14 protein-coding genes and 1 pseudogene are annotated in these 11634 nt (G+C 65.9%); 7 read left to right on the top strand and 8 right to left on the bottom strand.

Features of this window, described 5'->3' with window-relative positions; genetic code table 11:
• Window positions 1-213: 213 nt before the first annotated feature.
• A pseudogene (locus IPG14_RS09395) lies at window positions 214-1585 on the bottom strand (inositol-3-phosphate synthase).
• Window positions 1585-1734: a hypothetical protein gene (locus IPG14_RS09390; protein WP_343391634.1), complete on the bottom strand. Its 150-nt coding sequence runs from the start codon at window positions 1732-1734 to the stop codon at window positions 1585-1587. Before IPG14_RS09390 ends, IPG14_RS09395 begins: the two are co-directional and overlap by 1 nt.
• Window positions 1735-1982: 248 nt before the next feature.
• On the opposite strand from IPG14_RS09390, the gene IPG14_RS09385 reads away from it, so the two are divergent.
• Together IPG14_RS09385 and IPG14_RS09380 are read left to right on the top strand one after the other, a co-directional pair.
• Window positions 1983-2705 carry a class F sortase gene (locus IPG14_RS09385; protein WP_343391633.1) on the top strand — a complete coding sequence of 241 codons (723 nt, stop codon included), beginning with the start codon at window positions 1983-1985 and terminating at the stop codon, window positions 2703-2705.
• A 200-nt stretch (window positions 2706-2905) separates the two neighbouring features.
• Window positions 2906-3202 (top strand): shikimate kinase, encoded by a 297-nt coding sequence (locus tag IPG14_RS09380; RefSeq protein WP_343391632.1) that lies wholly within the window; start codon window positions 2906-2908, stop codon window positions 3200-3202.
• Between the two features lie 17 nt (window positions 3203-3219).
• On the opposite strand, the gene IPG14_RS09375 is transcribed toward IPG14_RS09380, so the two are convergent.
• From IPG14_RS09375 to IPG14_RS09355, 5 genes are all read right to left on the bottom strand, one after another.
• Window positions 3220-4674 (bottom strand): SDR family oxidoreductase, encoded by a 1455-nt coding sequence (locus IPG14_RS09375; protein ID WP_343391631.1) that lies wholly within the window; start codon window positions 4672-4674, stop codon window positions 3220-3222.
• 112 nt (window positions 4675-4786) lie between these two features.
• Entirely contained in the window at window positions 4787-5008 is a 222-nt protein-coding gene (locus tag IPG14_RS09370; RefSeq protein WP_343391630.1) for a biotin/lipoyl-containing protein, read from the bottom strand.
• A gap of 75 nt (window positions 5009-5083) precedes the next feature.
• Window positions 5084-5698, bottom strand: a complete 615-nt coding sequence (locus tag IPG14_RS09365) for an MBL fold metallo-hydrolase (RefSeq protein ID WP_343386039.1) — start codon at window positions 5696-5698, stop codon at window positions 5084-5086.
• Between the two features lie 52 nt (window positions 5699-5750).
• Window positions 5751-5909: a hypothetical protein gene (locus tag IPG14_RS09360; protein ID WP_343391629.1), complete on the bottom strand. Its 159-nt coding sequence runs from the start codon at window positions 5907-5909 to the stop codon at window positions 5751-5753.
• A gap of 120 nt (window positions 5910-6029) precedes the next feature.
• Window positions 6030-6908 (bottom strand): glycosyltransferase, encoded by an 879-nt coding sequence (locus IPG14_RS09355; protein WP_343391628.1) that lies wholly within the window; start codon window positions 6906-6908, stop codon window positions 6030-6032.
• A gap of 429 nt (window positions 6909-7337) precedes the next feature.
• On the opposite strand from IPG14_RS09355, the gene IPG14_RS09350 reads away from it, so the two are divergent.
• Window positions 7338-7784, top strand: coding sequence for a hypothetical protein (locus IPG14_RS09350; RefSeq protein WP_343391627.1), 447 nt, complete (start codon window positions 7338-7340; stop codon window positions 7782-7784).
• A gap of 149 nt (window positions 7785-7933) precedes the next feature.
• On the top strand, window positions 7934-8362 hold the full coding sequence (locus IPG14_RS09345; RefSeq protein ID WP_343391626.1) for a hypothetical protein: 429 nt from the start codon (window positions 7934-7936) through the stop codon (window positions 8360-8362).
• Between the two features lie 126 nt (window positions 8363-8488).
• Here IPG14_RS09345 and IPG14_RS09340 read toward each other — a convergent pair whose 3' ends face one another.
• Window positions 8489-9343 (bottom strand): hypothetical protein, encoded by an 855-nt coding sequence (locus IPG14_RS09340; RefSeq protein ID WP_343391625.1) that lies wholly within the window; start codon window positions 9341-9343, stop codon window positions 8489-8491.
• Window positions 9344-9444: 101 nt separating this feature from the next.
• Between IPG14_RS09340 and IPG14_RS09335 the strand changes: the two genes are divergently transcribed.
• The 3 genes from IPG14_RS09335 to IPG14_RS09325 all read left to right on the top strand — a co-directional run bounded on the left by IPG14_RS09335 (window position 9445) and on the right by IPG14_RS09325 (window position 11374).
• The gene (locus tag IPG14_RS09335; RefSeq protein ID WP_343391624.1) at window positions 9445-9978 is read left to right on the top strand and encodes a hypothetical protein; all 534 of its coding nucleotides are present in this window, start codon (window positions 9445-9447) and stop codon (window positions 9976-9978) included.
• Between the two features lie 354 nt (window positions 9979-10332).
• Window positions 10333-10869 (top strand): hypothetical protein, encoded by a 537-nt coding sequence (locus IPG14_RS09330; protein WP_343391623.1) that lies wholly within the window; start codon window positions 10333-10335, stop codon window positions 10867-10869.
• 130 nt (window positions 10870-10999) lie between these two features.
• Window positions 11000-11374 (top strand): glycoside hydrolase family 38 C-terminal domain-containing protein, encoded by a 375-nt coding sequence (locus IPG14_RS09325; protein WP_343391622.1) that lies wholly within the window; start codon window positions 11000-11002, stop codon window positions 11372-11374.
• The last annotated feature ends 260 nt before the right edge of the window (window positions 11375-11634 follow it).

The raw sequence follows: 11634 nt of genomic DNA, 5'->3' as shown, positions 1-11634 counted from the left end.
GCTCCGTCCACCAGTCGGTCTCGGCCCAGTCCGATTCGACGGCGGCGAACCAACTCCAGATGATTGTCCACGCAGCCAGGGCGACCAGCGACAGGGCGACGAAGGGGTTCGGGATCGGACTGCTTGCTCGGTCGATCGGCTGCATGTTAGGCCTCCCGGGAACTCACTCCGGGCAGGCCCGCTCCCTGCCCGGTCGCGGCTCATGCCCCGCCGCTAATCCTCGTAGTACTCGATCCCCAGGTGCGTGATCTGCTCCTCGCCCATCATGTAGCGAAGCGTGTTCTTCAGCTTGGTCTGCTGGATGAAGAGGTCGTGCTCCGGGTAGAGGTTGGGCGCGTGCTGCGGGCTCTTGAAGTAGAACGAGAGCCACTCCTGGATGCCCTTCATGCCCGCCCGCTGCGGCGAGGTCGAAGAAGATCGCCAGGTCCAGCACCAGCGGCGCCGCCAGGATCGAGTCCCGGCAGAGGAAGTCGACCTTGATCTGCATCGGGTAGCCCATCCACCCGAAGATGTCGATGTTGTCCCAGCCCTCTTTGTTGTCGCCCCGGGGCGGGTAGTAGTTGATCCGCACCTTGTGGTAGATGTCGCCGTAGAGGTCCGGGTAGAGGTCCGGCTGGAGGATGTGCTCGAGCACGCCGAGCTTCGATTCTTCCTTCGTCTTGAAGCTCTCCGGGTCGTCGAGCACTTCGCCGTCGCGGTTGCCCAGGATGTTCGTCGAATACCAGCCGGCCACGCCGAGCATGCGCGCCTTCAGCATCGGCGAGATCACCGTCTTCAGCAGCGTCTGGCCGGTCTTGAAGTCCTTGCCGCCGATCGGCACGCCCCGGTCGTGGGCGAGCTTCACCAGTGCCGGGATGTCCACCGTCAGGTTCGGCGCGCCGTTGGCGAACGGCACGTCCTCCATCAGCGCGGCGTACCCGTACAGCATCGACGGGGCAATCGTCTTGTCGTTCGCCTCCATCGCCGCTTCGAACGCTTCCAGGTTCATGTGCGCCGCCGACTCTTCGAGGAAGATCTCGGTTGAAGCCGCCCAGACCATCACCAGGCGGTCGCAGTTGTTCTTCGCCTTGAAGTCGCGGATGTCCTTGCGGATCTGCTCGGCCAGTTCGTACTTCGTCTTCCCCTGCTTCACGTTCGTGCCTTCCAGGCGCTTCACGTAGTACTGGTCGAAGACGGCCGGCATCGGCTTGATCGATTCGAGGAAGTCCTTGATCGGGATCAGGTGCTCGTGCTTGTCGAGCACCCCGGCCGTCAGGGCGGATTCGTAGGCGTTGTCCGGGATCGGGTCCCACGCGCCGAAGACGAGGTCGTCCATGCTGGCGAGCGGCACGAAGTCCTTGATCAGCGGTGAGCGGTTCTCCGTCCGCTTGCCAAGGCGGATGGTGCCCATCTGCGTCAGCGAGCCGATCGGCTTGCCGTAGCCGCGGCGCGCGTTCTCAACGCCCGCGATGAACGTGGTCGAGACGGCGCCCAGGCCGACGAGCAGGACGCCGAGCTTGCCAGTCGCAGGCTTGATCGGGCGTGGTTCGGTAGCGACGAAATCCTTGGGTTCCAAAATGACACCTCGTTGGCGGGCCAGCGACATCAGCGCCCCATGCCATTGCGATGGGATGCGGCCGGTGGTTGCCAGTGTTGGACGGTGCTCTGGCGCCTGCCGAGAAGGGCGGCAAGCGCGCTCTGGCCGCCGAAGCGGCGAATGATGCGTTCGGCAGCGTTATGAAGATCCCCGTCCACGCTCTCACCTTAACGGTTTTTTCGTTAGGGGAGCAAGACGCCTCGGAAAACGTGAAGAGTGTATTCACGCACTCAATAGAGTGCATAATCTGCGAAAACAATACCGATGGTGTTGAGATGGTTATGAGTGCCCGCCCGGTGAGAGCTGTGCTGGTCCCATTAGGCATCCTCCACCACGACGCATGGCTCTCGGGTTTCTGGGCATCCTGCCATTTGAGTTGTTGCCTGGGTTATGAAGTCGGCTCACCATGCGAGGAGTCGTTTGTTGCTGCCGAGGTCAGCTGGCCGGAAATGCAAACACTCTCTTACGTGGCTGCCTTCTCATTTGTTTCGGGCCTCGCGTTGCTCACGCTCGGCGTGGCCTTCCGTTCCCACGGCGACGGAGCAGAAGGGATTGTCGCGTCGGGATTCGACTTACGGCAAAGCCCCGCTGCGTTGGCGACGGTCACGCCGGTGGGTTCGCAGCCATCGCCACTTGTGCCCACTCCTACCACAGCGGCTTTCGGCGGCGCTGTCGGCCGGATTCGGGCGGGCTCCATCGGACTCGACCACCCGGTGGAGGAAATTGGGATAACCAACAACCAACTCGACACTCCGAAAGACGCCATCGGGAGTGTCGGTTGGTATTACATCTACCCAGGCCCGGTTACGGCCAGAACGCGGTATTCGCCGCGCACAAGAACTTCGATTTTCATGCGGGACCATTTAGCAAACTCGACCAGTTCGCACCAGGTGACCGAATCACCATCGCAATGAGTGGCGGACCGACCTACACGTACGAAGTGATCTTCTATCAGCGCTATCCAGTTGATTCGATCCCGATGGGAGAACTCATCACTGCGCCCCAACGGCCACCCGGGGAAGAGTGGATCACTTTGATAACGTGCGGGGGCCGGTTCGAGGTGACTCAATCCAACGGGCTGGGGCATTACCTCGAACGCGACGTGGTTATCGCGAAGCGCACTGAGTAGCGCCTACCAGTGGCGCCCCGAAACTACCCGCGTGACGCGGGTCTTCATCACCGGAATGTCGGCGACCGGCAGTCAACGGTCGTCCGTGAACTCGCTGCCCGCGGCTACCACGCTGTCGACGTCGATTCGCCGGACTGGTCTGAGGTACCGGGACGTCGACGGCGCAGCAGTGGGTCTGGCGGGAAGACCGAATCGCCTTCTTGCTCGATTCAACGTCGCGAGGGGACCTCTTCGTCAGCGGCTGCGCTTCCAACCAGGGGAAGTTCGCCGCGTGCTTCGACCATGTGGTACTGCTCAGCGCGCCAGTCGCCGTGATCCTCGAACGGCTCCTCTCGCGCACCACGAACGACTTCGGCAAGGACCCGGCCGAGCGAGCCCGCATCCTCGACGACATCACTCACGTGGAGCCGCTTCTCCGCCGCACTGCCACGCTCGAACTGGACGCCGCCGCGCCCCTGGAGTGCGTCGTCTCGGCAATCGCCGCCCTGGCCGGTTGAGTGCCGGCAGCCCGCGCTCAGGCGGACGCTCGCGTCCTATTCGCACGCCGGAAGTTCCGTTCTGCCGCGCGCACGATGTTCCTTGGCATGCGCCGGAAAATGAAGTTGTGGGCCGGCACAAGCGAATACCAGTAGAGCAGCCCCCACACGCCGCTGGGATGGAACCGCGCTTCCATCTTCAGGGTCGAACCACCGCTCTCTTGCGGTGCGACCGTGAACTCGAGGACCGCCGCCCCGGGAAGCTTCATTTCCGCCAGCAGAGTGAGCCGGCTCCCCTGCTCCAGGCCGACGACGCGCCAGAAATCGATAGCGTCGCCGATGCGCACGTCCCTGGGGTCGCGCCGCCCGCGCCGGAGGCCGACCCCACCGATGAGGCGGTCGAACGCGCCGCGGATCCACCAGAGCGTGTCGGCGTAGTAGTAGCCGTTCTTCCCGCCGATGCCGCGCACGACATCCCAGACTGCCGCGGCCGGTGCCGCCGTGTCGAACTCGGCACTCTCTCCCTTCGAATAGAAAGAAACGTCCGGGTTGTAGCCGCGAAACGCGAGGGCGCCTTCGGCCCAGCGCGCCGGGATCGGCTCGGCCCGCTCCCGGGCGAGAGCCGCGCGGATCGCCTCTTCGTAGGTGTGGAGCGGGATCGGGAGGGACTTGCGGATCGCGGCGTCGTCTCCCACGAGGTCCGTCTTGAGGCCATCGACCAAAGGTCTCGCAACGGAGATTGGCACACTGGTGACGAGCCCCAACCAGAGGGAGGACAGGCGCGGAGTCAGGAAGGGCACCCTGAGAGGGCGAAACGGTCGGCCCGCCACTTTCGCGTAGATGGCAAGGAGGTCGCGGTAGACCAGGTTGTCCGGGCCGCAAACGTCGTAAGTGCCGCCGGCCGTCTCCGGCTGATCCAGTACGCCCTGGAGGTAGGCCAGCAGGTCGTCAAGGGCGATCGCCTGGGTGCGGCTCTGGACCCAGCGCGGCGTGACCATCACCGGGAGGTGGTTCACCAGGTCGCGGATCACTTCGAAGCCCACTGAACCGGCTCCGACGATCAGGCCGGCCCGCAGTTCCGTGACGGGCACAGGTCCGGCGCGGAGGACGTCGCCGGTCTCCAGGCGCGAAGCGAGGTGCATGGAGGCTTCCCCTGACGGGCGAATGCCGCCCAGGTAGACGATGCGGCGGACGCCGGCGCGCGCCGCGGCGTCGCGGAAGTTCTCCGCCGCTCGCTTGTCCCGCTCGGCGAAGCCCCCGCCGCCGCCCATCGAGTGGACCAGGTAGTACGCGACATCGACCCCTTCGAGCGCCCTGTCCAGCGTCGCCGCGTCGAAGGCGTCGGCTGAGACGCAATCGACGCCCTGCCACCCACGCGCTTCGAGCACGTCGGCCCGGCGGGCGGCGGCGCGGACGGCGTGGCCCGCTTCCGCAAGCCGGGGGACGAGATGGCTGCCGATGTAGCCGCTGGCGCCGAGGACCAGAATGTTCATGCCCATATGATGGCAGTTCCCCCGCCGTGCCGCCGGTCAGCGCGCCAGGGGTAATCGGCTACGGATTGCGCGCCGTGAACAACACAGCGTTTTGGTACGGCGGAGCATCTGCTTACACTTCCAGGCGAAGCAGCAGGTCCCCTTCTTCGACCTTCCCCGGTGGTTCGACTACGAATTCCACGACAGTGCCGGACACTGGGCTCTCAACCGGGATCTCCATCTTCATCGATTCGATGATGACCAGCTCGTCACCCACGCTCACCTGGTCGCCCAGGCCGACCAGGAGTTCCTTGACTGTGCCAGTCATTGGCGCCGGGAGGTCTTGAATGGCCACGCTTTGCTCCGGGTCTGATTGTCCCGCTCGGTGTGCGGCGAACTCTACCGCCCTCGCCAGTTCACCGCGACCCGGTCATTTCGGTTCGAGAATCATGACGGTCAGGTCGCTCGGCAGGCCGGAACGGCTGACGCTGATCCTGGGCAGCGGCTCGGGGCGATTGCCGGTTTCCTTGAGGAAGCTCTCGAGCGGTTCCAGCGGGAGGGTCTCGCCGCCCGCCTTGTAGTTCATCGGGATAGCGATGCGCGGTTCGATCTTGGTCATCAGGTCCGCCGCCAGGTTCGGGGCCAGGGCGTTCGAGCCGCCAACTGGAAGGAGGAGCACATCGACGTCTTTCAGGTCGTCGATGGCGGCCGTCGCGGTGAGCCCGAGATGTCCCACGCGGATGCCATCGATCTCGCTGATGAACACAACGTTCCTGGACCCATCGATGGCCCTGGTTGCGATGCCGGTCACGAGGATGCCGCCGATCTCGTACTCTCCCGGTGCATCGAGCACGACAGGATTGCCGCCGATTCCCTCACTCCACGAGTACCCGGGGTCGACCCGGCGGCTCATCGTGACCACTTCAGCCGTCTGTTTGCCGAGGGTGAATCCACTTTCCGGCGGGCACGGATCGGTGATCACGATCCCGTCGCGGCCTTTCAGCCGGAAGCAATTACGACCGAGGTACGTTATCTCGACTGGCACAGGGACATCGTACCGCCGCCGATCCCAACGGGCGAGATATGGCTAGATGGGCTTAGCAATTAACACCGGTGCGGCGTGTGGCCTTGCGAGCACGCGAGACTACTCGGAGTTCCTCGTCGAGGAATTCGTCGTCGTCCTGTTGCTTTCGCCAGAACATCACCGCGCCGATGAACGCTCCCATCAAGGCGAAAACGCCCAGAAACTTCTTCATTCGAACCTCCAGGAAGCCGACTTCGCGGTCAGTCCGTGAAGTATACGTGCGAGCCACCCATACGGCGATGGTCGGCGCCGGCCAACCCGGCTTGGATGCGCTGGTGCGGGCCCAGCCCGCTCAGCCGGCGGCTGACTCGAACGCCGGGGTGCCCGCCCTCCCCATCGCCAGTGCGTACGCGGCCTCGAGCAGCGGTGCGAGCGTCTCAGGGCGGAACGCCACCGCCCGGCGAAGCCCCTTCTCCCGGAGTTCTGCAGCGAACAGCTCGTCATCGATCGCCCGCTCCAGTGCATGGCCGAAGGCGCGCGCGACCTCCGAGTTCTTGCCCGGCGCCTCTGGGTCGAGCGGGATGACCATGGCGGCGCCCCCTGCCACTTCCGGAAGAGCTCCGCGGTCGCTGCAGACAACAGGCGTCCCGCAGGCCATCGCTTCCGCGACCGGCATCCCGAAACCCTCGTAGCTGCTCGGTTGTGCAACCACGTCGCAGGCCGAATAGAGGCAGACCACGGCCTCCACGACGACTGAGATCCGTTCTCGCCCCACTTCGAGCAGCCGGCAGATATCCCGGGCCGAACACTCCGAGACTGTCAACAACCGATCCCCTTTCAGTGCGCCTCGCACCGGGGCGCGCAGCAGAGCCCGCCCGAACAGCCGATCCCGCCTTCCGGCGTAGAACCCGTCAACAAAGAACGGCATCAGGTCATGACAGGTAACCACGGTCCGCGCGCCACGGACCTGGTTCACGAGGTGGCCGAGGCCGAGGTCCGCGAAGTGAACGATGTCGAAGTCGTCCGCGTCGTCGAGCTGCAGGCGCTGCCGGCCGCGCCGCCGGTCCAGGTACGTCTCGATTGGCCGCGGCGCCCACCACGAAGCCACCCGTGTTTCGACGTCCGCGAACGTACCTGCCGTCGCGGCGGTCGCTTCCGTGTAGTTCTGGAGGCTCATCCATGCGCCCGCGGGTCGCGGGTCGACCATCGTGATCGTGGGGCGCGGTGTCACAGATGTCTTTCCGCGGGCATTCTATCGCCATGTCGAAAGCGATGGCGCGCCCCAGGCATGTGGATATCCCGGGAGAGACCATCCTCCTGGAGTTGCCGGAGTCCCTCGCGGGGCGATTCGCGATGCACTCGGAGGGCGCCCGTTTCGCGTCCTCCGCCACTGGTTCGGCAACACCGCCGATGCCTACTTGCTCGCGCTCGAGCCTGGCACTCCTCGCCTGGTCCTCAAGGTCGCCCGAACCGGGCATTCGCTCCGCGATGACATCGAGGCGCTTCGGAGAGCCGCCACCCTCGCGCCCGCGGGGGTCGTTCCCGCCATCGTCGGCGCATTCGCATCAGACGCGGCCTGCCTTGTGGAGTACATCCCCGGCTCAGCCCGGCGGTCTACCTCCGTAGGCGGTCGGCCCGCGCGGGCCTCGCAGCCGATATCGTGGCCGCCCTGCAGGCCTACCACACCGCGCTGGGCTGTGCGTTTGGCGACTTCCACCCCGAGAACGTCACCGTCCGGAGGAATGGCGTCAGCCTCCTCGACCCCGGCTTCCCGGACCAGCATGGCCGGGCCGAACGGGAGCCGCCGATGGTGACTGACCTCGGCCTCTGGGTGCACGCTATCGCTTCGAACGTGGTTACCTACGTGGTCCGTGGACCCTGCGGAGCGCTTCGCATGCTCTCTCTTGCGGTCGATGTTGCGGCGTGCGGCTGCCGCGAGGCCGGAGCGGATCCGGCGCAGGTGCTTGAGGTCGCTGATCGACACATGAACGACCTGCGTGAGAGCCAGTGGCCCCGCGACCGCGTGACCGCCCTGGTCGCCGGCCGCCCGGCACTGTGGTGGCTAAAGCGTCGCATCCGCAGGGCCGCTGTCAGTACGAGCCCGTGAACCCTGAGGCTCGCGCCCGTCGCTCAGCCCAGCCTTCTCCCGAGTTCACCGGCGAGGCGCAGGGCGAGCGCAGTGATCGAGAGTGTCACCGTTACCGCACCCGCTGTCGGCATCACCGAACTCCCCGCGAACGAGAGGTTGGACAGCCCATGCAAGAAGCAATCGCCATCGACGACTCCGGTCCGCGGGTCGCTGGACATCCGGGTTGTGCCGATGTGGTGCCAGCACCCGTGGATGCGTGGATCCGGATGGGTCTCTCCCCATTTCAGTTCGATCTGGCCGAGGCCGGCCGCCTGAAACTGGGCGTCCAGGATGTCCTGGGTCCGCCGGATGCTGTGTTCGTCCAGCGGGGTGAGACGCCACTCCAGCCGGGCGACGGGCACACCGAAACGGTCGACTCGGCGACCGAGGGTGATCCGGCTGGCGGGGTTCGGGCCTGTTCGGCTGTCATCACCAGCGTCGCCCCGCGAAGGCTGCTCCTCGTGGACGTGGCGCTTCTTCAGCCATGCGGCGGCGGCGATGCGATGCGGTTGGGCCGCGATGTTGAGGAAGTGGCGGACGACGTGTTCGGGCGCTGAACGCGCATCGAGTCCCCAGGCTAGCTCGGCGAACGAACGGACCCCTGCGGAGGTGAACAGCTTCCGGCGAGGAAGGAATTCGGTGACGGTGTTGAGACAGGCCCTCGCGCTGTTGCGCCTCGCCGGTCAGGCGAAGTGTGCGAATCTGCTTGTGTTCCCCGGCCATGTGCCGGCGGTACAGGGCGAGGAGGTCTTCGACCCGGGCGCCCGGGGCCGGGACGAAGAAGCCTGAGTCCCATGAACGTGCTCCATGAAGTAGCGGCCAAGCTGGTCAAAGGATTCGCCGGTCCGCCGGGACGCCCAGCTTCGGAGGCGAGCAGGATCCGGGCGTTTTCGATGCCCCCGCCGGCGAGCACGAACTGCCGTGCCTCCACCTGGAACCAGCCCGATGCTGACGCCACCCGGAGGCGCGTCGCGGCAGTTCCCCTCGGCATTCAACTCGACGCCGATCACTCCCGCATGGAGAAGGACATCGACGTTCTCGCGGGCAAGCAGCGCCGGCGTGTCGCGCCGGAACACGTCACGTTCCGCGAACTGCGAGACGCACGTTTCGACCACTGACCGATCGAAAGGCAGTTCGCCGTTTGCTGTGCCCCCGTAGGCGAGCGAATCAAGGCCCATCCGCTCCTCGGCCTTCCTGAACCAGGGTTCGAGATCTTCGTAGGAGATGGGCCATCCGCTGAAGGGGACGTGTGGACGCTCCTCGAAGTCGATCCGGTCGAGGGGACGGCTGCGGAGGCCGCCATCAAGTGGCCAACGAGCGCCTTCGCTCAGCCACATCCATGAGGAGCCGCCGATAGCCCGCGTCCGCGCCCGGTCCAGGCGGAAGTAGGGCAGGCCGCGGCGGACCGCTTCGGCCGACTTCTGGACCTCCGGTTCCGGCTTCTCGCCTCCGGCTTCCAGCAGCCCGACCCTCCAGCCACGGGCGGCGAGCACCTCGGCGATAGCGAGGCCTGCGGGCCCGGCGCCGACGAGGCACACATCGAACTTGAGTGTGGTTCCGCTGGCGACGGCGCTGGCGTCTCCGCTTCATTGCCGGCTCAGGATAAACTCACCGTTCACGTCACACATGGAGCGCCCGCGTGTCCCGAACCGTCTACGTCGTTCCGCACTGCCACTGGGACCGCGAGTGGTACCAGCCGCACGAGCTCTTCCGCTGGCGCCTCGTCCAGATGATCGATGAGATGCTCGACCACATGGAGCGGCACCCCGAGTACCGCTGCTTCAACCTCGATGGCCAGTCCATCGTCATCGATGACTACCTGGACCTTCGGCCGGAGAATGAAGGCCGCCTGCGGGCGCTGATCGCATCTGGCCGCATCGTCATCGGGCCGTGGTGGGTGCAGCCCGACGAGTTCCTGCCCAGCGGCGAATCCCATATCCGCAGCTTTCAGAAGGGCATCCGCTTCGCGGAACGCCTCGGCGGCTCGCTCCGCGTCGGGCACTGCGCCGACCAGTTCGGGCACATTGCCCAGATGCCCCAGCTCATGAAGCAGCTCGGGCTCACGAGCGCCTGTCTCTGGCGAGGCGTTTCCGATGCCATCCCCGGCTGGAGCTTCTGGTGGGAAGCGCCGGACGGCACGCGCCTGCCGGTTCTCTATTTGCGTAACAGCTAGCAGCGGCTGGCGCCTTCCGAAGGAGCCGGAAGACCTGCTCGAACGTGTCCACCGCCAGGAACGCGACCTCGCGGATGGCCTCCCCGCCGTCCTCATGAACGGCACCGACCACTCTCGCATGGAGCCGCACGTCCCGGCCGCCCTCGCCGCCGCGCTCCATCTGCGGCTGCAGCGTCGACCAGACTCACAAGGAGATGTTCCCCCGCTACGACCGCGCCGAGCAGCTCGCCCGGCAGGTCGCGAAGGAATCGATGTGGCACATCGCGGGGCGGATGGCGGTCCCGGCGCCGGGCGGGCTGGCAGTGTTCCGGCCCGTTGCGAACACCACGACAGTGCTGAGAGCGAACGTCCCGCATGACTGGACGGGGAACGCCGAGCTGGCGCTGCCTGACGGCCAGCGGGTGCCGTTCGCGGTCGAGCGGGAGGAACGGGGCGAGTGCCCTCGTCCACCAGACCTGCCTCTCGCCCTGGCAGGCCCTGCGCCACCTCGACTTCCTGCGCGAACAGCGCTACGACAACCACAACATCGAGGCGATGGAGTGGGAACTCGATGGCCGCAACCTCAAGGTGACGACCACAGTCGGGCCCGACCTCACGGTCGTCGACGAGGAATCGGTCCGCCACGAAGTGCGCCAGATTGCGGCCAACAACCTCGCGGACACGGCGGAAATCATGGTCCGCAAGTTCGCACGCGCCGAGATCGTCGCGGTGCTCCCGCCGACCGACTGCGTGGGCGTCCAGGTCCTCATCCCTCATGACAGCGGCAGGGGGACGACCCCAATCAGCCGGCGGACCAGGTTCCTGACCTCCAGAACGAGTTCTACGAAATCACCCTCAAGAAGGGCGGGAAGCTCTTTATCCGCGACTGGCACCACGACGTCGAAATCGTGAACGCCGCCGCCTCGTCTTTCGAGGGCGGACCGCGGCGACGAGTACAACGCCGACATCCTCCCGGACGGTCTCGTCGGCGGATGGACGATCGTGAGCGCGGACTACGGCAAGACCCACCAGGCGCTTGTGCTTGCCGGCCCTCGAAGTTCCCAGCGGACTGAACAAGAAGCGCACGGCCCGCCGCGAGAAGCGCGACACGGTCGTGGGCGCCATCATGGAGGTCACCCTCCACAAAGGCCTCCCGCGAATCGACTTCAAGCTCACGGTCGAAAACAGCGCCCGCGACCACCGCCTGCGTGTGCTGTTCCCGCTGCCCTTCAATACGGAAACGGCGATTACGGAGAACCAGTTCCACGTGGCCGAACGCTCACTCACGCCGCCGCCGTGGAACGGCACCAGCCCCGAACAGCCGCCGACCACCTTCCCGCAGAAGACGTTCGCGGCATTTCGAAAGGCGAAGAGGCTCGGAGTCGCCGTCTTCAACAAAGGCCTCCAGGGAAGGTGAAGTCGTCCGCGACAAGAAGGGCCGGCAGGCTTACGCGCCCGCTCTCCGCTGCGTCGGTTGGCTCTCCCGGCCGGACCTCGTCTCACGCCGCGGCCGTGCCGGCCCGACCATTTCGACGGAAGACAGCCAGATGCAGGGCACCCACACCTTCGAGTTCTCGCTGACCACCTACCGCGGCGATTGGCGCTCGGTCATCCAGGCGATGGCGCACAGCTTCGCCTACCCGCCTCGCCTGGGCGACGAACGGACACGACGGTTCG

The sequence above is a fragment of the Candidatus Amarobacter glycogenicus genome, from assembly GCF_016704105.1.
GTDB lineage: Bacteria > Chloroflexota > Dehalococcoidia > Tepidiformales > Tepidiformaceae > Amarobacter > Amarobacter glycogenicus.
Note: the sequence above shows the minus strand (reverse complement) of the source record. Positions and strands in the feature narration are given on the sequence as shown.

What these genes read in the sequence shown, in the direction of transcription:
- IPG14_RS09385 (WP_343391633.1), top strand. Translation starts at nt 1,983, where the DNA reads ATGCGAGGAGTCGTTTGTTGCTGCCGAGGTCAGCTGGCCGGAAATGCA.
- IPG14_RS09375 (WP_343391631.1), bottom strand. Translation starts at nt 4,674, where the DNA reads ATGAACATTCTGGTCCTCGGCGCCAGCGGCTACATCGGCAGCCATCTC.
- IPG14_RS09360 (WP_343391629.1), bottom strand. Translation starts at nt 5,909, where the DNA reads ATGAAGAAGTTTCTGGGCGTTTTCGCCTTGATGGGAGCGTTCATCGGC.
- IPG14_RS09345 (WP_343391626.1), top strand. Translation starts at nt 7,934, where the DNA reads ATGCAAGAAGCAATCGCCATCGACGACTCCGGTCCGCGGGTCGCTGGA.
- IPG14_RS09330 (WP_343391623.1), top strand. Translation starts at nt 10,333, where the DNA reads ATGACTGGACGGGGAACGCCGAGCTGGCGCTGCCTGACGGCCAGCGGG.